We start from the raw sequence: 21,701 nt of genomic DNA, 5'->3' as shown, positions 1-21,701 counted from the left end.
AGCATCTTCAGGAATTGCCCTCTGAAAGAAAAGCCCCGACGACATGAGAGGCCAGATATTTACACAACGTTAATATCCAAGCCGCAAACACCTCCCCCACGAGAGGGAATGCAGAGCAAAGACGCGAGTTTAAGAAGTTGTCGCATCCGAGAAGGTAGTGTCCTCGGCTTCAACTTTGATCGCAGCGTCTTACTTTTCGATATCAGAGCCTTCTTCGGTGGAAGCGTCGTCCGCTTCAACATCTTGCTCCTGAGCTGCCACGCCCGGCGGAGCAATCTCGGCCACCGTAATAAAACCATCCTGATCCTGATCCAACTCTTCAAACTGACGTTGCGTACCAAGGAACTCGCGGCGACTGATATCTCCGTCGCCGTTGTAGTCCATACCAGTAAACCAGGCGGGCGTCGCTGAATCCATTTCAGGCAACGTCATGTTCATGGCATTAAACTGTAGAGGTTGCGGTGTCTGATCTTGATCTCCTCGAAAGAACTCGAAGATCAACGTCGCGGGGATTTCGTCGAATTCGATTGCGTTGGAATCATCACCGTCGACGGATGCCAGACGCTGCTCTAAAAAGTTCAATTCGCGAGCCGAAAGCCGCTTGTCACCGTTCGGATCAATCACTCGCAGCAATGGATCATCGCCGTCGATTCCTTGAAGGCGGATCTGACAGCGGCGAATCCAATTCCTTTGCAAGAGATAGGCTTCGATTTCCTCAACGTACAACATATCGTTGTCATCTTTGTCGGCGGAGTCAAAATTCAATGTTTGCTCCGCTCCCTCTGGAATTTCATCCGGCTCCAGATAGTTATTCTGATTCCCATCGTAAATCCGTAATAAATTTTCAGCTTGCGGTTTTGCCGACGCGCTATCCACACTGTCGCGTGCCCGAAAGACGAGCCAATCACCGCCGACATCCACGGCAATCTCTTGGTCGTCAGTCAATTGAGTGCCATTCGGCGACTCGTCACCTAAATCTCTTGCATTGACCAGGGTCAGACTCTTGACTCCTTCGTCGCGTTTGCCAAATCGAACATCTAAAACCATTTCCGCGGGTGTTTCGAGCATCGATTTCAATTCGTCGCGAGCCAGTCGACCATCCCGATCCGAATCGATCTGATTCAACAGGTTGGTCTGAGGAAAACGATTCAGATTGATAGGTCCCCCGTGTTCGTAGTTTTGCTGTATCGCATACAGCACCTCTTCCCACGGCGTGGAGTCGTCGAGCGTGAACATCGCCTGACTACCGAAAAAACGACGGCGGTCATTCGTGCGACCTTGCATATCGTTCATGCTCATGCCGGTCGCTGTTAGCAGTTCCCTCGGCGTGACGATCTCGTCGTCGTCGAGATCATGCAAACGAACTCGCTGCGAAGCAGAGGCCATTTCGCTGGCCTGGATCGTACCATCTCCATTTTCGTCGACTAACTGCCGCAGGGGTGAATCCGCACGACTTCGTTCCGCAGCATAAGAAGTTTGCCGAACCGAGAATGCCTCGGAATTGCCCCGATTGCGACTGACCAAGCGAGGAACTTCACTCCGATCCACCCAACCGTTGCGATTAGTATCGTACTGATTGATCAGTCGTTTTCGCTCCTTCGGGTCCTCGAAGGAAAGATTGCCGAATTGGCCGCTCTTCAAGTCGGGCTGATCGGCCAGTTCTTCCCAGGTCGCTGTTCCATCCTTGTTCGTGTCGGCGATTTCGATGACGTGGTCAACCAACGATTCTAGCGCATGATCAAACGCTTCATTGTCGATCCACAAGCGAACATCAACCCGAATCGGTCCGTGGGTGGTGAAGACAATCAACTTTTGGGGAGGAACCTCAGGCTTCGCGGGCTCAGTCGGCTCGGCTGTTTCGGTTGCGACTTCCTCGGCCTCGTCTTCTTTCGGCGAGTTCGGCTCCTCGAGCGATCCCTCTTCGGACGGAGTCTCCGCGGACGTTTCCGCGTTGAGTTTGTCTACGACCGCCTCATCAACAGGCATTTCGGTCACGGGCGCATTAACTGTCGTGTTTGAGGCGACAGGTTTACCGACAGGTTGCGGACGACATCCCATGGCTGTGATCGCCACTATGAGCATGCCGAGCATCAACGAAACGATGGAACGAATAGAAGAAGAACGAAGCATGTTAGACCAACACCTGATCAATCGGAGACCCTTCCGATATCTTGATCGGCCGAGCCTGGGGTGAGTAATGCTCCGTGGTTGGATCAACGCCAACGGCTCGACAAAGGGTCGCCAACAGATCTTGCACCTCTGTCTTGTTCTCGGTCACCTCCATGCCAGCTTCATCCGTCTTACCGTATGCCTGGCCACCAGCAATACCTCCACCGGAAAGCACGCAGCTCCATGCGTCAGGGAAGTGATCACGTCCTGCGTTGTTATTGATGTTCGGCGTCCGCCCGAATTCACCCATCCAGCAAATGGTGGTCGATTCCAGTAAGCCACGATCTGCCAACTCGGTCATCAGGGTACTCCAACCTTGGTCGAGCTCTTCTGACAAACGCTTGACCGTATTGAAGTTGTTTTGATGCGTATCCCAGCCTAACCCGTTACCGCCCAAGGTGACTTCTACAAACGGAACCCCACGCTCAACCAGGCGGCGAGCGATCAAACAGCCTTGTCCGAAAGTTCCACGACCGTACGATTCGCGAACCTCGGTGCGTTCCTGAGACAGATCGAAGGCAGAGGCTGCTTCGGGATGCATCATCTTCACGGCCGATTGAAAAATGGTTGCTTGAGCTTCCGCGGCTCCGGAAGGATGACCGGAGAGAAACTGTTGTTGCTGCTGCTTCCACAACGCCAGTCGAGCATCGTGCCGATCTTGATCAATGCCTGGAGGTAACGAGAGGAAATCAACGCCAAGATCAGCAAGTTGATCTGAATCTTCTATCGGCTGAGGACCTGTCGGACGATTTCCCCGTGCACCGACGGTTGCGGCCGCGTAACGTGGTCCTAAGAAGCCTGGTCCTAAGGCCGCGCCACTGAGGAACGCCCCTGGATTTACAGCGACATAGTTGGGCAGCGTGGTATCACGGTTGGCCATTGCCTTGGCCAGCGAGGCTCCGATCGACGGATAATTAAGCGGCCCGCCAGGCCGCTGCCCGGTGTGCATCAAGTAGGTGCCGCGTTGATGATCTCCTTCTTTGGTGCTCATTCCACGTAGAACTGCCAGCTTGTCGGCCTGACGTGCAAGGCCACCGAAGTGCTCGCTAAATCGCAAACCGGGAACGTTAGTTTCAGCTTCTTTGAATTCACCCCCGTTGGCATGTCCAGGCTTCATATCAAAGGTATCGGTCTGAGTTGGTCCACCAGCCATCCACAGCAAGATACAGCTTCGTTTGCGGGAAGGATCTGGTCCTGCCGCTGCGGCAAACTGTGGCAACCAAGCACAACTGGCTGCCCCCAGCATGGCTGCAGAAGTCTGAAGAAACCGTCGCCTGGAGAAGTTGGAAACGTTCATCCGCATTACTCGGCTGAAAGAATGGAGTTAGTGATTCAACATGAATTCGGCGCTGTTCGCCAAAACCCACAGGACATCACCCAAGGCTTTGGATTTCTCTGAGGGAGAAGCTGACTTGAGAAATTCTTGATAACGAGCAAGCTCTTGCTGATTCGGTTCGCGACTATAGGCTGCCAGAAACACGACGTTCAATCGCTGCTCATCCGATAGGAAAGGAGCCGACATCGCTTTCAACAGTCCGCTCGTTTCCGGGCTGGTTGCCGTGGAAACTGGCGGACCATTCATCAGCGCCAAAGCCTGAGGCATACCAGTATCAAATGTCGTGCGATCTTTCCCCGAAGTTCGCATCCGAGCTACGAACTGCACCCGCATGCCATCATTGAGGTTGGCCTCGACACCAGTCCGTAACAAGCCCACCTTGAGTAAGGCATCGTAAAGCTGCTCGGGCGTGAGCGACTTGACCGCCATTCGGGCGAAAAGTTCAGGCGGGGCTTCCGATTCGGAAACCGCCTCACTACTGCGAGCGTAAGTGTCGGTGATCGCGATCGTCTGAAGGAGCAATCGCATGTCGAAACCTGACTTGACGAAATAAGTTGTCAATTCGTCGAGAAGTTCAGGATGGCTCGGAAGATTCTGCGGCGACATATCGTCGGCTGGATGAACGATTCCACGCCCCATCATGTGCGCCCAGGCCCAGTTCACCGCTCGGCGAGGCATGAACGGGTTGTCTCGCGAAACCATCCAGATCGCCAATTGCTGGCGTCGCGTCCCACCAAACGAAGCATAGTCGGCGTCGGTCCCAGGAAACGACGGCTTCACCACTTCTTCCGTCTCCGGAATCGTCACCTCGCCGCTGCTGCGGTCGACAATATCGAACCGTCCCAATCCTAGGTTATTGTCGTTATTAGGTCGTTCCAGCTGGGCGAAGAACGCGGCAACTCCCCAGAAGTCACGCTGCTTCCAGCGATCGAATGGGTGATCGTGACACTGGGCACATTCAAGCTGGAGCCCCAAAAAGATTCGCGAAGTCTCCGCAGCGAGTAATTCTGGCTTCAGTTCCTGAGCGGCATAGAAATAGCCAGGACCGTCGTTCCCTTGGGTAGCCGTGAGGAACGCTTCGACCAGGCGATCGTACCGGACGTTCTCGCTGAACTTTCCACGAAGCCACTGCTGCAGCCCTTGTTCATTCTGCAAACTGGCCGGGTCGTCAGTTGGTTCGAGAACTAAGGCCCGCCATGTGTTGGCCAAGTGGGTTGGGTGGGCGGGCGATTTCAACAGTTGAGCGATCAGCTTCTCCCGCTTGTCGGGTGAAGCCTCCTCCAGGTAGGCTCGGGTTTGAGCGACCGATGGAATACTACCTACTAAATCGAGATAGGCTCGACGGACGAACTCTCCATCACTGGCCAGTGGTGCAGGCGGGGTCTTTTCCGTGTTCAGCTTTGCCAGGATCAACTCGTCGATGCGTGCCGCCATCGCGTGCATTTGGGCAGTTTCGTCCGACGACAATTCTTCCGCGCCGGCCATAGCAGGGAAGCCAATAACGAACCAAGACAAGCTGAAAGCAAACCCCCAACTTGCCGCCGTATTTGTTTTGCGAAACATCGTTCCGCCTTGTGATACGAGAGAATTCAGTGAGAAGAAGCGTGCCGAACAAGATTCCGCAGGTAGCGGACACCACCCAGCGGAACGTTATTCTACCAATCTGGCATCGATCTTGTAAGAAAAATGCCCTCTTTCTCGGGATTCAATTCCCCTGCTCGTCCTTCCTCTCGCCGTGAATGTTGCGACTTTGCGGAGTTCCCCAAGTTTGCTCATTGTGCCGTTGGCTTTCGCCGGGTGCGATCGTCAGCCAACGCCAGGTTCCTTGATGCACCGTACGAGCAATGAGCGATATCTGCCCAACGTGATATGAGAGATGCGTCAGAGATCGCACGAAAGCACTTGCTAGCGTTTGCGATTCACCACGAATAAAGATCGGCGTGAGTGGATCAAGAGAGTTGGCCTCGTCGATCGCGGAGAGCAGCGTTTGCCAGCCATCGTCGAAATAGGCAATGAGCGACGGTCGGTCGCCCGGCCAGTCGGTGAACTCCTCGTCACGATTACGGCTCTCTTTTTCGCCGTCGGTTGACTGAAAGTCGGTCCAACGGCTGGCAAGATTCCCTCCGAGATGACGAAGCAAAACCGCGACGGAATTGACTTCCGCCGCGGGACGTTGAAAGAATTCGTCGTCGGTTAGCTGATCAAGGGTCGCATCGATCATTTGACGATACGAGTTGACCGATTCGCGAAGAGCATCTGTCCAGGGATTAACATCATTCATTCAGCAAAACCTGCAACCGATACTTTCTCGCGTAACTCAAAAACTTACTTTGCTTGCTTCGCCTTAAGCTCAGCAGCGACCGCTTTACGGCCCCTAACAGCTTCCACTTCCTGAGCTTGCCCCCAGAAGTACATCAACAAACCGAAGATCGCACCGACGATACTCGCTGAAATCACAAGGAAAGGACTCTGCGTAAAGCTTGAATTCTCAGCGGCTGCCTGCGTTGTCAGTACCAAACCAATCACGCTGATTACGAAACCAAACACATCGGAAATGATCTCGCGAGGGCTGAATCCAAGGTGAGCCATGACGACCAGCTTACCGATTACCAACTGGAGTGCAAAGCTGACCACACCAGCAAACATCAACGAGAACGCCACCCAGTGGAACAGCGGAAACGAAAATGCTTCGGCCAACATGTAAATCGGTGTTAAGATTCCCGCGGATGTCTCTTTGGCTGTCGTCGATCCATCCACCTTGTCGGCCAAATCTTCAATATCCTTAGGCATCTCCGTTGGAGGCTCTTTGATTTCCTTAGGTTCGGGGGCAGCAACCTCAGCATCCGTTTCAACTTCTGCCGCAGGCTCCTTCGCCACTTCCTCGGCCGTGTCAGCTTCCGGTGCTGCAGCATCTTCAACCATGGGCGTGGAAGGGGTTTCCGGCGTTGACTCGTCTTGCGCCCAGGCAGGAGGCGAGAACACAAATAACGCCAAGATAAACAGGGACAAACAAGCTACCGGGCGAGACATGACTTCGGCCTTTCCAAAAACAAACCGCACAAAATGGGGAACGCCGCTGCATCGATTTTAGAGTCACACGCATGAAGAAACACCGATTTCTCTGTGAATTCTTGCGATTGCGCCTTCCGTGAGTTCCCTTGACCGATAAAGCATTCGGCTCATCTGTGTATTCGCGTCATGGAGACTCTTCTTGGAAACAATCCATTAGAGGAGCCATGGTAACGAGCCCTCGAAGTTCCACGAGATAAGCACCAAGCAAAAAGAAAAGCCGCTTGATCGAACGACAAAGCGGCTATTGGTTCGGCAGTACGCTGGAACAAATACGTTTATGGAGCTGGATGCAACCCAGGCAATTCTGGCGGTCGCACACGTAACTTCGGTTCTTCTAAAGTCGATAGAAACGCGGCCAAGTCTTCCAAATCGTGCTTGTTCAGGCCTAACGGTTTCAAGTGAGGTGATTTCGTCGGAAACAAGTCGTCGTCCTGCTGATGATCTTTCCGCTTCAGTGTTGGCATCCCAGCGTTATACATATTCAGAACGCCAGCCAACTGAAAAAGACCATTGTGCATCAACGGCCCCGTCGCGGTGACATCGCGCAATGTTGGCGTACGAAAGCGTCCGACATCCTCGGCTTGGCCGGTGATGTTGTAGCGTCCCAAATCTTCAAACTTGCGACCGTAGTAACTGAGCCCGACATCATGAAATTGGCCGTCACTAAACAGTGGCCCGTGATGGCAGTTCATACAGCGTGCATCACGACGGAAGAGATCCATCCCGCGAATCGCCGCATCTGACATCACGTTGGTCTTACCCTTCATGAATGCATCGAATCGCGTGCGTCCATGCACGGCCATCCGTTCAAAGCAAGCAATCGCTTGACCGACCCGCTCGATGGTAACTTCCTCGTTGCCGAACGCTTCACCGAATAGCTTTTGATACGGCGTGATCGAAGCGACGACGTTTCGCACATGATCGGGACTGGCGTGCATTTCATCAGGATTCAACAGTACCGCCACCGCTTGTTCTTCCAGCGTCAATGCGCGACCATCCCAGAAGAACTGATCTTGAAAGGCCGCGAAACGAGTCGTTGGCGCGTTGCGAGTAAGCATCTTCCGCGAGTGACCGAAGCTGGTTGTGCGTCCATCGCTCCAAGCCAAGTCAGGATCGTGGCACGATGCACACGCCATCTGTCCGCTGCCTGATAGGCGAGGATCAAAGAACAACGCATGTCCCAAGGCTTCTTTCGCTTCGTTGTAGGGATTGCTTTCTGGATGGGTGACCTCCGGCAGCAAACCGATTTCCTTCCATGACACGTCAGCATCGACATTTGGTGCCGGCCACTTATCCGATGGTTGCGTGTAAATCTCTCGGAGCTCTGCAGCTCGCTTGGTTCGCTCCTGCTCGGAAGTTTCGGGACGAGGCTTCAGGCGTCCATTGCTCGCAACTGGTTGAATTGGTGAAGAGCCTGCCAGTCTTTTCTTAAGGGCTTCGACCACGTCCGACATCTCGGCTTCGGCCAATTGAAATCGCTGGTTTGGCTCGGCGACGCGGGGTTGCATGTGCGTCGACAACGAGCGAATCGAGAACGGAGACTGGCCTCCATTATTCGTCATGCGATGACACAAGGCACATTGAGCTGCATAGGTCGCGTGCTTCAAGCTGCCATATTCTACGAATAGCGATTGACCTGTATCTGGCACGAAACGAAACGGCTGCTCTGACCCAAGTACCGAACCGGCGCGAGTGCGATGATAGATCCAATGCGAGGAGCCATCGCGACTACTACTCTTATTATCTGCCGTAAGCTCGAATGGTTTGTTAACTACGCGCACGCGGACTTCGTCCACTACGGGCGTCGCCACTGGTTTCAGTTGGTCATCGACAACGACGATCGATTGCACCAAGGCAGTTTTTACGTCGTCCAGAAGCCGTTGAGCGATTTCTTTCGTATCGACTTCGCCAACCGCAGCAACCAACTGCTCCGCTTCGCTGCGACTTCCAGCCTTCAAATAAACACGTGAGGCATGAAGAGAACGATGAGCTTGAAACAGGACGGAACTGTTTCGAGCAATCTCGACCCACGGGGAATCAGAAGATCGATCCACAAGTTGCAGATCGCGTGGCAGATAGAATTCTTTTGTAGAGACCGGTAACTGGTCCGAAGCGAAATGCTTCTGCAAGGATTCATATCCAGATGGCAACTCTTGCAATATTTTGGCTGGAAGAGCCAATACCTGAATCGTTTTGGCAAACGCAGCAAGTAATTCAGGATCGTCGGTGCCCTTCTTTTCCAGTTGCCACCAGACGCTCATCAAATCCCACTGCATTAGCACTTGATGCAGTGGTTGCGCGAACCACTGCTTACGTTCGGCAGGATCAAGGGCGACAAGTTGCTTCAATAGCTTCAGGAGTTCGGCACGCCGCTCACCCTCGAACTCACGGACCGGGCTGACACGAACATCGCCCCCAAACCACTTTCGATCTTCCTTGGTTCCTTCTCGTTTACCGAAGTACCACTTCGGTTGATAGAAAGCTTCCGCAGTTAGACCGCTACGCTCCATTTCCGCGGGAAGTTGCGACTGAATTTCTGCCGGTACGACATGCTCAAGAAACAACAGAGCGTGAAGGCGGTTTGCGGGATGGTCTTTGTCTGCATGATACACCGGCTGTGGCTTGCCCGAAGTTGGCAGGCCTTCCCAGGTATGTCCTACGGGGTAAACCGCTGCCGAAGTTGCCTGGGCAAAAAGTCTCTCACCACAAAGCACGAGCAACACCAGAGCACCAAACAATACGACACGTCGAGCTCGAATCGCGTCTGTCGAATCGTAACGCATTAGTAGGCTCCTACCACTTCGCCACTGGCGATTGTCAGCAAGGAAGCGACGATATCAGGACTCGTCGTTTCGGCGAGAAATCGTACCGAACCATCCACCAAGGCGACATTCGCCCCGCCAGAATGGAATGCGTAGATACCGTAGTAGTTGGAACCGTTGACCATAACCGGCCCTGGGTAACTCCACTGCTTGGTCTCGTCGGGCTCGTTCCCATCAAACTCAAATCCTCGAACGGCAAACAGATTGCCTTCTGCCCAACTACAAACAGAAACGTAATTCGATGAAGCGCTCGTGTAGAGCCCCGATTCCGGAACTTGCTTATTACCTTGCCATTTCTGCGGTCGCGCCGCCGACTCAACAAATCCGATGGAGTTTGAAGTCCCATCGGTTACGTCACGGATACGTCGCCCTTTTTCTCCCGGCTTCACCGAACCTTTGAACAGTCCGTCAATACTTCCCGGCTTGGGATACGAGATCACCGATGGGCTATTCCATAAACTGGAAAGAGGTCCAGCAGAACCAGCGTAATCGGTTCCGATTGAACTCCATTCATCCGGACTCGACGAGGTCGATCGCTTGAACTTGGGATGCTCAATTGGACCGCCAGGAGTGCTCGGGCAAAGCATGAACGGCACTGGATATTGAACCGCCTCGCGATTCTTAATGTCGTTGAACCGAACGGTGTAATCGTAGATGTTGGCCAGCGGATTCTGTTCCATGTACGGGAGCAGCTGAGCACACCAATAGTGAGCCGCACCGTCGCCGGAGACGCTTGTCGGGAAACAGTTATGAGCAGCGTGGAAATTCTGCATGCCCAGGCCAATCTGCTTAAGGTTATTCAAGCACTGCATCCGCCGAGCTGCTTCCCGAGCCTGCTGCACAGCAGGGAGAAGCATGGCGATTAGAATTCCAATAATGGCAATAACGACCAATAGCTCAACGAGCGTAAACCCTTTGCGGTAAATCATTTGTGCAATCCCAAGGCAGGTAAATAAGCAGGTGGGTGGGATTTGGTTGGCTGGCAAATGCGGGCTTACCAATACAGAGACACAGTCTCAACAGGAATTAATTAGAATACGAACCTTTTTAAATCAGATCAACGCCCTATCGCAGTAAAACCGCTTCAATTTGCCAAGAAAGGGGCCCTAGACGACGGCACCCTATCCGTTCGCCACCTGTCTGAGGAATTGTCGAAGGGCAGCCAAAAGGCTTTCTAAGGTTTAGCTGTACAACGAAACAAGATTTAAGCAGTAATCAGAGCGTGACATTACCACCCACAGAATGGCGGCGCGAGTGGCACGCAGGAGGGTACAAGGAAATCTGATTCCTCGCACTGCCGATGCTATAACGCGGCAGAGGTGATCGTGTCAGGATGAAAGCGTTGGACGGCTTTGATTAACCGGTCGCGATCGATTGGCTTTGTAGCATAAGCGGAACATCCCGCGTCCAAGCACTTCTTTAAGTCCCCAGACATTGCATGGGCGGTCAGAGCAACGATTGGCAGCGTCGCTCCTTTATCACGAAGAAGTCGAGCCGCTTCGTACCCGTCCATTTCAGGCATTTGCATGTCGGTCAGCACGACATCGCAGGGTGGCGGATCTTTCAGTTCACCATCGATCGTACCGTCGTCGGTCATTTGTTCGACGAGTAGTTTCCCGTTTTCAACCGTTGCTACTTCAGCACCTGCTTTGCGGAGATGGAACGAAATGAGGCGGATGTTGTCCGGGCCGTCTTCCGCCAATAAGATCTTCATTCCCTTGAGTGGTCGCTTGTCGGACTTCGCTTTAGCTTTGTCGCTCGAACTCGCCTTTTCGATCGTCTCGAGGTGGTCCGTTGGTTCCAGCCAATTGTTCTCACCAACGTTCTCGACCATAAGAGACAAACAGAACGTACTACCGATCCCGACTTCGCTGGTGATCGTGATATCACCCCCGAGTATTTCTGCCAAACGTTTGCTAATTCGCAACCCGAGGCCGGTTCCGCCGAAGCGGCGCGTCATCGAGTTATCCGCTTGAACGAAGGCTTGGAACAGTCGTTCCATTTGCATCTCGGTCATCCCGATGCCACTATCTTCGACCGAGATCAGAACCGATTTAGTAGACTGATCATAGCGGCACTGAATGCGAACTCGTCCGATCTCGGTAAACTTGATCGCATTACCAACCAAGTTGACCAAAATCTGCCGTAACCGAATGGGATCGCTGGCGATCACCTTCGGGATCTTGGTTTCAATAGTTGCATCGAGCGCCAGGCCCTTACCCTTAGCTTTGACCTGCATCAGTTCGATGACTTCGCGCACGACGGTATCGATACGGGTTGGCACCGATTCGACCGTCATCTTGCCCGCTTCAATTTTAGACAAGTCGAGAATGTCGTTGATGATCATCAAAAGATGCTCGCCGTTTCGGCGGATCGTATTGATGTATTCAATCCGGTCATCCAGCGAGACATCTCGATACTGTTCTTCGGCGAGGAGATCTGTATACCCGAGAATCGCGGTCATTGGCGTGCGAATTTCGTGACTCATGTTTGCGAGAAACTCGCTCTTGGTCTGGTTCGCAGTCTCGGCTCGGCTACTCGCTTCTCTTAATTCGTTTTCAGTTCGACGTTGACTCGTAATGTCACGCATCGCCGTGAGAATCTGCATCGTGGTACCGTCTTGCTTGACGTTACCTACGACCACCGCGTGCATTTCAATTAGGCGAACGGTTCCGCGCAAGCCCACCATCTGGAACTCAACCTGGGCATCGCGTCCGCTCATTGCCTCTTCCAGGGCGTAGAGAACATCGGAGTGAGCCTCCTGAGGGACTTGATCCAATAGTGAGCAACCTCGCAACTGTCGCTGCGAATAAGCTTCCCACAACTTCAGCCCTTCTGGGTTTGCATTGAGCACGTGAGCGCCGGTATCCAGGAGGGCTACACCGACCGGCACGTTAATAAAGATGGCAGTGAAGCGATGTGCGTTCTCCTCAGCTTCATCCTTCGCGATCTTTAAGTCGACGGTCATCGATTCGGCCAACTGAATTGCCCGTCGTCGCGAACTTCCCATGTTCCAGATAACGCCAGCCATCAACAATGTAAGCAAACCACCGAAGATGATGGTCAAGATCGGTGGCAAAAATGTGCTCGTCGAATCGAAATTCGGATTGCTGCTGATCTGAACCGTCCAATTTCGTCCACCGACTTTCACCGGAAACGCTTTCACGAACTGAGGGCGATAACTTGCCTTGGCTCGATCCGATTCTGCGAAGTGATAACCATGACCACAAAACAGTTTTGCCGAGGGATCTAATGCCATATGATCGTAGACCTCCACATCGAGGAGGTCGTCGGCGGATTGAATGATTCCTTCCAGAGCAAGCTCTGACGTAATTGGCATATAGACCCAACCGAGGAACGCTTTTTCTCGCTCTTCCGGCGTGCTGCGTGGCATTCCAATTTCGTAGACTGCCAGATAGTAGAGAAAGCCGTTATGGTCCAGTTGATCTTGTACCAGATTGATCTTTGCGGTGAGTGTTGGTAGCCCTGATGCGATCGCCTTGTTAGCAGCTTCACGGCGATTCTTTTCCGAACCAACATCAAGTCCCCAAGCGGCTAGATTATTCGCAATCGGCTCAATGTGACAAATTACGTAGTAATCTTCGCGATCATTGATCTTGCCAGCTGTTTTGATCTGAAAGTCTTCGCCCAAGTTTTCCGACGCCCACGCGAGGAAGGCATCGCGTTGATCGCGATGAACCCGGCGGATAAAACCTTGCCCCATCGCCCCAGGGAAGTTGATTACGGGATCCACCACCTGGCAATAGTCACGAAACTCGTCGAGACTCACCTCTTCACTAGCTTCGTGCAAACCGCGTAAAGCCTTCAAGCCATACTCAAAATTTGCCATACGGCGAGCAACTTCCACCTTTACACGTTCAGCGAGCGCATCGAACCGGGTTTCGGAATCCGAGCGAGATTCACTCGCCATCCAGACGGTCGCCAAGGTAGTTAAGATCACGCCGAAAATCATGATGCCCATGAAAGGACGGACAACATCACTCGTTACGGAAAGCTTGTCACCATTCTCTCGTTGCGACCAAAAGGTCAATCCGCGATAGGCGAACACCGGCCCAGCCAGCAACACGGCCAGGCAAATAAAGATGATTCGAGTTGGACCTTCCGGGAATTTCGGCGCCACAAAGGGCAGCAAAATACCGGAGAGGAAAAATGCCAGGACAACCGTCAAAACCAATTCGACGACGACCCGCAATAGGAATTTGCCGGAGTGCATTTCCTAAGTTGCCCCTGTCGCTAGTTGATCATTAAATCGGGCTACTCTACCCAGTCAACCTACACCTTATCGACTCCCTAGCCAGCAATCTCTATCGCGCCTTACCGCAGTCGTGGTCTTCTTAGGTGGTTCGCAAACGTTAGCGCGCACTGCTGGTGCGATTGTTCCGGTTTTGCGAAGCTGCAGAGACTCGCCTAACGTGAACTAGAGGGCGTTGAGCGGAAGCGAATTGGAAGCTCCCATTGAGCGATAATGGGTTCGCCACCTTGCATGGTGGGGACGCCGCGCCAAGTTTTCACGGCCCGCACTGCGGCTTCATCGAGAATTGGGTAGCCGCTACTCTTCACAATCGAAACCTGCGTGACGGTTCCATCCAGGTGAATCGTTAATTTCAGTAGAACCTCCCCTTTCCAACCCTTGCGCAATGCTTCTGCTGGATAGCTGGGTGGACGATTCATCGAGAAATCAGGGGGCGTCTTCTTACTCGTACCCAGTGCAACTGGCTTGGCTTGAGCCAAGGAGGCAACTGCCAAGGTACGTGACTTCCGCTGGAGAGGCTTTGCCGTTGGCTCGACAGGTTCGGGCTGATGCTTGAACTCCCGTCGCTCCGCCATCTGAACGTCTGGTGTTGCCGCCTGTTCGACTAGCAGTGTTGAGACCTGGACGGTTGGACGCAAATCGAGTGACAATTTCGCAACTTCTGCATCAGGAGCGACGTCGGCACTCGACTTCTCCGCGTCCGTTTCGCTCTGTAAGAACTCCACCGGCTCAGGTTCGCTGAGAGGTGTTGGTGGCACAAACGTGGCCGAGATATTTACTGCTTGACGTTCGCCGGTAAATTCGGTGTGAACCCAATTGGAAGAACTTTGCCACCCAATCGCCAGCAAGAACACCATATGCGTCCACACAGAAAATTGGATTGCAAATTGTCGGGTTGCTAATAGCCGCATGTAAATTGACCACACCACGGCACCGACAACCGAGGGAATTTGGCCCAGTTAAACGAGTCCCCCAAACTTAACTAACAAGCTTGGTGAGAACTCTATTTCGTTAAATAAAGGCGCCCATTGGAGGTCGCCTTGAGGCAGTAAAGTGTGCCACCGTGATCAATCCAAACTTGCCGTTGGCCTTGCAGCAAATCTTGCGAGGCGATCGGCAAATCAGTGCTTCGATCGTTGGAAACATACTCATGCGGTCGTTCGGTTAATTGAGTACCGCTCATGCCATCATAGCTACCATGCATCGCACTGAACACTTCTGCTAAAGGAATCGGACGTATCCCTACGTGGGGTTTGGCGGAAGATCGCTTTTCGATGAAACCCCGGGTCTCCGCGATTCGGTGTACGGGATCATCCCCCCAACTTGCAATTCGCGCGCCAGCCCTGATTCCCGCGATTCTGACTCGAATGGGCACGTTTCATGTCGCACCGCACGACACCAATGTCGCTTGGGACGACACTCCCACTCGGCAATCTAGGCAACTCTTAACGGATTCACGCATTCCACCGAATTCGTCCGACTTTGATGCCGAAGGTGACAGATACCCCACCACCACCAGAATCCGGTATTCCCTAGCTGCATAGCCAATGGGATCTGGGTTCGCCTGGAGTCAACAAACTCGTGATGTTTCGAATTCGATTGTTCTCATTGATCCTGCTGGGGGTCGCTACCCATTCAGCGCTCTGCGACGAACCGATCTTCGATCCCAACATTCAGCCGATTGTCTCGCAAGAGGGAGCAGAGACGCCTCGCCTCCCCCCTGTTGACGTCATTCCTAACGAGGAATCGGAGCCCGCTCAGGAAGCATTGCCAAGCCTGTTGAACGAGGACTCACTGTTCAACGACGCAGCCGAGTTCGACGCATTGTTTCCTTCGCTGTCAGACCAAATGCTAGAAAGCTGGACGGATGGAACGCGGGGAGCCCCGATTTCGCTTTTCGACAATCCCCGTGCGATCAACATCATCTCGCACCAGCGTTTGATGGAGAAGTCGCCTCTGGACATGGGGCAAGCCCTGGAGAACGAAGTCGGCGTGATGGTGCAACGAACGGGACGTGGCCAATCGTCACCCTACGTTCGAGGTCTCACCGGACAGCAAGTCTTGATCATGGTTGATGGCGTTCGGATGACGAACGCGACTTTTCGGAGTGGCCCCAACCAATACTTCAATACGATTGATCCCAACACCGTCGATCACATTGAAGTGATACGTGGACCAGGGAGCGTTCTTTACGGAAGCGATGCAATTGGCGGCGTCATCAACGTTGTCACCAAAAGCGCGAACTACACGAGTACTAACTATCTGACCGGCGGCACGATCCAGCGATTCAGTTCGGCCGATCTTGGTTATACCGGGCGAGTCAGCGTCGAAGGCTTCACCGAATCGACAGGTTTCTATGGCGGCGGAACCTACGGAAACTACAACAACCTGGACATTGGTGGATCGCCCGATGCCCCAGCGGGGTTCGATGTGGGCCGTCAACCAGCGACGAGTTGGCGTTACAATGCCGCCGACTTGAAAGTGACCTATCTGGTGGACGATTCTTCGGAACTGATTTTCGGCCTACAACATTATCGTGGGGGAGGATATCTTTCGAACGGATCGCTATCCAGCAGATCGTGAGTCAATCTTTGATCCGCAAGTTCGTGACTTGTACTACCTTCGCTATCAAGGCGTCAGCGACGTCGGTCTGGCAGACTTTTATCAGATTACGACTTCGTTCCAACGCACGGACGAACTTCGAAAAGATCGAGACTATCGCGTCGGCAGAGACCCAAATATTGTCAGCGAACGCAGCTTCTTCGACGAACAGTTTGGCTTAACGTTCTCATTTATGAAGTCGCTCGATTCTTGGGGAACCGTTTCCTATGGGCTCGATTGGTATCATGACGAAATCGGATCGGCTCGCAGCGATATCGATTACGGCACGGTACCTCCCACCATCGACAATCGCGCCGGCGAGATCCCTGATGATTCGTTCTACTCGCGCTACGGTGGCTATGTGCAGTGGGACGGCTGGTTAACCGACAACCTGCTGCTTACTGGCGGGATTCGATACGAACATATCACAGCGGGTGCCACCGTCACCGCAGGCATGGTGACGGATCACATCGATCCTGAGTACCAGGACTGGGTTGGAAACATCGGACTAACTTATAAGCTGACCGAGAAAATCAATCTGGTCGGTTCGATCAGCGAAGGGTTTCGAGCGCCAAACATCGACGATCTAGCAGCGATCAATGGCAACGTATTCGTTGGAACGCAGCTTCCGAATCCTAATTTGATGCCGGAGAACAGTATTACCTACGAAATCGGCGCCAAGATGAATACGGATCGTTTTCGCGCCGAGACGTACGTCTGGTGGAACGACCTCCAGAACTACATCGACACCAGTGCCCCGAATACGATGCAACTGCTGGATCGATCGAACGGGCACGCCTATTTAAACGGCGTCGAATTCTCTGCGGAATACCAGCTGAGCTACAACTGGAGTTTGTACGGCAATTATTGGTATACCTACGGACAGAACCTAGATAAAGACGAACCGTTATCGCGTATCCCTCCTCAACAAGGGACACTCGGTATTCGTAAGCGATGGAATAATGGTCGTGACTGGTTTGATACCTATACCTGGATCGTCGACAAACAGGACCTTCTCTCGGCACGCGACATGTCCGATACCAACCGCATTCCAGCTGGCGGAACCCCTGGCTTCGTAACACTCAACTTCCGCTATGGCCGAATGATCTCGCCACGCCAACGGCTTTCCCTGAATGTCGAGAACATCTTCGATGAACAGTACCGAGTCCATGGCTCCGGCAGTGACGGGCCAGGGATTAATGCCTTGCTCTCTTACGAGCTGACGCACTAAATCCCGGTCAGGCCACGGATCGTCGGTTTCCCAACGGAGCCGACGATCATGCGTGGGGCTCCGCAAAGCGATGGGTTGGCACTGGCCGGCCTGGACGGAAGCTTTGGGTTTGGTGGAATTCAATCTGCAAGCCATGCTGGGCAGCGACTGCGTGAACTATTTTCTCGACTTGCGTCTGCAAGATTTGGGGATCAATTGCGACGCGTGCGTTAACCACGACTTCGGCCTCCTTCGTCTCACAGTTTGAAGGCAGCGACATCACGGCAGGCGTATCACTACTAACCAGGTTGGCAACTCCGTATGCTCCCTCCCACAGTCCGATCGTTTTCAGATGGGCCGTTTCTGCTTTTGCCGTTGCAAGCTCTTCTCGTAAGCCTTCAACGATACCTAGCAGCATTTTATCCAAAGCGAACGGCGCCGTCGCAGTGACCTTCATACTGCTGTTGAGCCAACCTAACTCGGCTTCCCCTTCAGCGTAAACGTCGTAGTCGAGTTCTAAGATCTTTTGCCCAAATGCACCTCGCTGATCGAGCATGTCGACCAATGCCTCGAACCCTTCCCCCGTCTTGGCAGATTGTCGCAGGACAGGCGTATTTGGTGCGAACTCTTTTAGCAATCCATCAAGCTCTTCGATCTTGTCAGCATCCAATTCGTCGATGCGATTGATGATCAAGAAGTCAGCTTCTTCCAACTGTTTCTCAAAGATGTAAGCCGCCTTCGGCGAGAACCCGGTGCCACTTTCCTTTCTCAAAATACGGAGGCCGTGCGACGGCTTGAGAATCACACCGTACGGCGCCACATCGAACTGCGCATCGAACAGCCGCAACAATGGCTGGACCACGGTAGCAACGAGATCAGTACAACTACCAACCGGTTCCGCAATGACAACGTCAGGGCGATCACTCGCCGAAAGCTTATCGACCGTGGAAGTCAGTTCGTTGAAGTTGCAGCAGAAGCAGGCGCCAGCGACTTCCCCAACTTGAAGCCCTTGCGATCGCAGAAGATTCGTATCGACCAGGTCAGCGGCTTGATCGTTGGTCACGACGCCTACCTTCAACCCCCGATCTTGGTAGGTCTTAGCCAAGCGACCGATCGTGGTCGTCTTGCCTGCTCCCAGAAAACCACCAATCATCACGAAACGAATCTTGGGTGAAGCAGTCGTCATAAAGAAAACCTGTGCAGGAAGTAGGAGCGTGCGGGCGAATCAACATTCTTACGCAGTTAAGAATAATGCTTACGCAGCGCGACTTCAAGCAAGCAGGCAAACGCGGATCAAGAATCGGCGATCGGGAGCGACCATCGTTAAGATGGGCTCCCGCCACCCAAGGCTGAGCGATCTTGCAATCAGCCCCCACTAATTACTATTCAGCTTACGAGTTGCAATCGGCTTAGCCGTGCATATCGAAGCTTTCGACCAAGTCCTTCAGCGAGCGAGCCTGAGCTCCCAATTCTTCGGCACTTGCGGCCATTTCTTCGCTGGAAGCGGTCGACTGCTCGGTGACCCCGGCAACTTGCTGGACCGAAGTATAGACTTCGTTGGCCATGCTAATTTGCTCGTCGGTCGCCGAGGCGATTTCGGCAATCTTGGCGGACGTCGATTCGACAGCTGCAACAATCTTTTCCAAAGCGGAACCGGCTTGCGAACTCAATTCCACGCCATTTGCAACGCGAGCGGTCGACTCCTTGATCAACGCCGACACGTCCTTAGCTGCATCGCTGGCTCGTTCGGCCAACTTACGAACTTCATCTGCCACAACCGCGAATCCAAGGCCATGCTCTCCGGCCCTAGCTGCTTCGATGGCCGCATTCAAGGCCAGCAAATTCGTCTGGCTGGCGATCTCGCTGATGACCTGGATAATGTCACCGATCTGTTCCGACGAAGCTTTGATCAAGTCCATCGCTTCGCCCGACTTGGTAACAGCCTGGCCACCATCAACCGCGATGCGATTGGTTTCCGCAGCGAGCTTGTCGGTTTCGTTCGCTCGATCGCGAACCCCCTGAATCGAGCGAGTCAGCTCTTGGGCCGAGGCGCTGATTTCTTCAACGGCGGCACTTTGGGTTTGAGCCCCTTCGGCCAACGTCTGCGAGGCTTCGCTGACGGTGGTTGCACTGTCAGTGAACTGGTTGGCGCTCTCGTTGACATTGGCAATTAACTCAGCCATTTCCATCCGCAGGCGAACCTGGCGAGTAACATCCGTGGCGTACTTCACAACCTTGTACGGCTTTCCGTTCAGATCGAGAATTGGGTTGTAGGAAGCCTGAATCCAGACTTCTTTGCCACCCTTGCCGAGACGCTTGTATTCTTTGGCTTCGTATTCGCCACGATTCAACTTCGCCCAGAAGTCGCGATACTCGGCGCTCGCCGCGAAGTCGCTATCGACGAACATCTGGTGGTGACGTCCCTTAATCTCGCTCAGCGAATAGCCTAGCGTATTGAGGAAATTGTCGTTGGCCGTACGAATCGTTCCGTCCATGTTAAATTCGATCACGGCCTGTGCCTTGCTGATTGCTTCCAGCTGACCGGCAAAGTCCGCGTTCTTCAATTTGGCATCGGTGACGTCGGTAGCGTACTTCACCACCTTGTATGGATTGCCGTTCAAATCCAGGATTGGATTGTACGATGCTTGGATCCAAATCTCCTTGCCACCCTTACCGAATCGCTTGTACTCGTTTGCTTCATGTTCGCCACGGTTAAGCTTTTCCCAAAACTTTCGGTACTCTGGGCTACGTGCATATTCACCGTCGACGAACATCTGGTGATGTTGGCCTTGGATTTCTTTCAACGCGTAGCCGACCGTGTTCAAGAAGTTTTGGTTGGCCGTGATGATGGTGCCATCCATGTTGAATTCGATGACGGCTTGCACCTTATTGATGGCTTCCATCTGGCCAGCAAAATTAGCGGATTCCAGCTTCTGTGCAGTCACGTCGGCGGCATACTTTACCACCTTCACAGTCTTACCGCTGTCATCCAGGATCGGGTTATAGCTGGCTTGGATCCAAATCTCGTTGCCACCCTTACCAAGACGCTTGTACTGTCCCGAGTCGAAGTTGCCAGCCGCCAGCTTATCCCAAAATCGGCGATACTCAGGGCTCTTGGCGTATTCTGGCTCGACGAACATGCGGTGATGTTGACCTTGGATCTCTTCCAAGGTGTAACCGACGGCTTCCAGGAAGTTGCCGTTTGCGGTCAGGATCGTTCCATCAGGATTGAACTCGATCACAGCTTGCGATCGGTTGATTGCGGCGTTCTCCGCTTTGAGCAGCTCGATTTCCTGACGAAGTTCTGCTTCCACCGCATTTCGGCGGCTGGCAGTGCTTTTCGCATTGGTGCGTGTCGACTTGGACGGACTACTAGGAGCTTCGATGGTTGCGGTGTTCGGCATGGGTATGTCTCCGGGCCACAGGATGGCAATGACTGAATGAGTCGACTTGCCGACAAATCACTTTCAACGAAACAGAGTGGTTCAGCGAAGTCTTGCAGCTATTTACGTTTCACCCATCCATTGTCAAACCATCTTCCCGAAAAGAAGGGGTCCGATAACCGTTGCTTTCTCGATACGGCAGGTTCACCACTAGCGATAACCCGCATCCATCAAAGGACTTAATTACATCAACACATACGTCATGATCCACATAATCCTGATTTATCAGCATTGCTGGAAGTACCGATTAAGTGTCCTCGTCGAAGCAGCAGAACGCTTCGAGAATTCAAACTCAGCAGCCAGGAAATTTCAAACTAAGTCTGAATTTTTGTCTTTATTCGGGTGATCGCTTAGCGCTCAAAGTGGCAAGCAACGTGTCTCAATTTAACCACCAGCGTTTCTAGAACTACGGCCGTGGACCACCAGAACGAGCGGCAAAAGGCCGCTTAATAGCCATACTAGACCTAGACAAACCCCTATTTTTGCAGCCAGACCGATACCCACAACAAACCCGAAGTTTCCACCAGAAACTGGTGATTCTGCGGTAAGGCGAACGAAGTCTCGTCAACCCGCGACTTTAACTAGGATAATTTCACGCTATGCTTCAGTAGGCCGATTTGAGATAGCGAAACAGTTCTCAAAAAGTAAACGCAGTCTCTCATTCACTTAGCCGAAAAAAGTGCGGAAAATAGGTTTTTGCTATTACGCAAATTATTCTCTGCTCATCCATTTTACCCCCTCACTTATCTACGACCCCCGTTGTGTACCGCGTGGC

At 53.0% G+C, this 21,701-nt stretch carries 14 protein-coding genes; 2 read left to right on the top strand and 12 right to left on the bottom strand.

Going from position 1 to position 21,701, the window contains the following annotated elements:
- Positions 1-189: 189 nt before the first annotated feature.
- From C5Y83_RS21225 to C5Y83_RS30185, 10 genes are all read right to left on the bottom strand, one after another.
- Positions 190-2,130 (bottom strand): hypothetical protein, encoded by a 1,941-nt coding sequence (locus tag C5Y83_RS21225; RefSeq protein ID WP_105331730.1) that lies wholly within the window; start codon positions 2,128-2,130, stop codon positions 190-192.
- Position 2,131: 1 nt separating this feature from the next.
- Positions 2,132-3,466, bottom strand: coding sequence for a DUF1501 domain-containing protein (locus tag C5Y83_RS21220; protein ID WP_233207303.1), 1,335 nt, complete (start codon positions 3,464-3,466; stop codon positions 2,132-2,134).
- Positions 3,467-3,493: 27 nt separating this feature from the next.
- Positions 3,494-5,068, bottom strand: coding sequence for a DUF1549 and DUF1553 domain-containing protein (locus tag C5Y83_RS21215; RefSeq protein WP_105331728.1), 1,575 nt, complete (start codon positions 5,066-5,068; stop codon positions 3,494-3,496).
- A 142-nt stretch (positions 5,069-5,210) separates the two neighbouring features.
- Complete coding sequence (locus tag C5Y83_RS21210) at positions 5,211-5,786, bottom strand: DUF1572 family protein (protein WP_105331727.1); 576 nt, start codon at positions 5,784-5,786, stop codon at positions 5,211-5,213.
- Positions 5,787-5,830: 44 nt separating this feature from the next.
- Positions 5,831-6,535 carry a hypothetical protein gene (locus C5Y83_RS21205; protein WP_105331726.1) on the bottom strand — a complete coding sequence of 235 codons (705 nt, stop codon included), beginning with the start codon at positions 6,533-6,535 and terminating at the stop codon, positions 5,831-5,833.
- A gap of 317 nt (positions 6,536-6,852) precedes the next feature.
- Positions 6,853-9,360: a cytochrome-c peroxidase gene (locus tag C5Y83_RS29630; protein ID WP_199195088.1), complete on the bottom strand. Its 2,508-nt coding sequence runs from the start codon at positions 9,358-9,360 to the stop codon at positions 6,853-6,855.
- Positions 9,360-10,328 carry a DUF1559 domain-containing protein gene (locus C5Y83_RS21195; protein ID WP_105331725.1) on the bottom strand — a complete coding sequence of 323 codons (969 nt, stop codon included), beginning with the start codon at positions 10,326-10,328 and terminating at the stop codon, positions 9,360-9,362. The genes C5Y83_RS29630 and C5Y83_RS21195 overlap by 1 nt, the downstream gene beginning before the upstream one ends.
- A 374-nt stretch (positions 10,329-10,702) precedes the next feature.
- Positions 10,703-13,633: a CHASE domain-containing protein gene (locus tag C5Y83_RS21190; RefSeq protein ID WP_105331724.1), complete on the bottom strand. Its 2,931-nt coding sequence runs from the start codon at positions 13,631-13,633 to the stop codon at positions 10,703-10,705.
- Positions 13,634-13,827: 194 nt separating this feature from the next.
- Positions 13,828-14,529 (bottom strand): energy transducer TonB, encoded by a 702-nt coding sequence (locus C5Y83_RS21185; RefSeq protein WP_158262438.1) that lies wholly within the window; start codon positions 14,527-14,529, stop codon positions 13,828-13,830.
- A gap of 146 nt (positions 14,530-14,675) precedes the next feature.
- Positions 14,676-14,855, bottom strand: coding sequence for a hemin uptake protein HemP (locus C5Y83_RS30185; RefSeq protein WP_105331951.1), 180 nt, complete (start codon positions 14,853-14,855; stop codon positions 14,676-14,678).
- 401 nt (positions 14,856-15,256) lie between these two features.
- Here C5Y83_RS30185 and C5Y83_RS21175 point away from each other — a divergent pair, with 401 nt between their 5' ends.
- A complete protein-coding gene (locus tag C5Y83_RS21175) occupies positions 15,257-16,255 on the top strand; it encodes a TonB-dependent receptor plug domain-containing protein (RefSeq protein WP_199195086.1) in 999 nt (332 codons plus the stop codon).
- Positions 16,209-17,504: a TonB-dependent receptor gene (locus tag C5Y83_RS21170; RefSeq protein ID WP_158262437.1), complete on the top strand. Its 1,296-nt coding sequence runs from the start codon at positions 16,209-16,211 to the stop codon at positions 17,502-17,504. The genes C5Y83_RS21175 and C5Y83_RS21170 overlap by 47 nt, the downstream gene beginning before the upstream one ends.
- A 46-nt stretch (positions 17,505-17,550) precedes the next feature.
- On the opposite strand, the gene C5Y83_RS21165 is transcribed toward C5Y83_RS21170, so the two are convergent.
- Both C5Y83_RS21165 and C5Y83_RS21160 read right to left on the bottom strand, forming a co-directional pair.
- Positions 17,551-18,669 (bottom strand): GTP-binding protein, encoded by a 1,119-nt coding sequence (locus C5Y83_RS21165; RefSeq protein WP_105331721.1) that lies wholly within the window; start codon positions 18,667-18,669, stop codon positions 17,551-17,553.
- A 223-nt stretch (positions 18,670-18,892) separates the two neighbouring features.
- Positions 18,893-20,887 carry a PAS domain-containing methyl-accepting chemotaxis protein gene (locus C5Y83_RS21160; protein WP_105331720.1) on the bottom strand — a complete coding sequence of 665 codons (1,995 nt, stop codon included), beginning with the start codon at positions 20,885-20,887 and terminating at the stop codon, positions 18,893-18,895.
- Positions 20,888-21,701 lie beyond the last annotated feature (814 nt).

The organism is Blastopirellula marina (assembly GCF_002967765.1).
Taxonomy (GTDB): Bacteria; Planctomycetota; Planctomycetia; order Pirellulales; family Pirellulaceae; genus Bremerella; species Bremerella marina_A.
The sequence above is the reverse complement of the archived record's forward strand: the minus strand, read 5'-3'. Positions and strand labels throughout refer to the sequence as shown.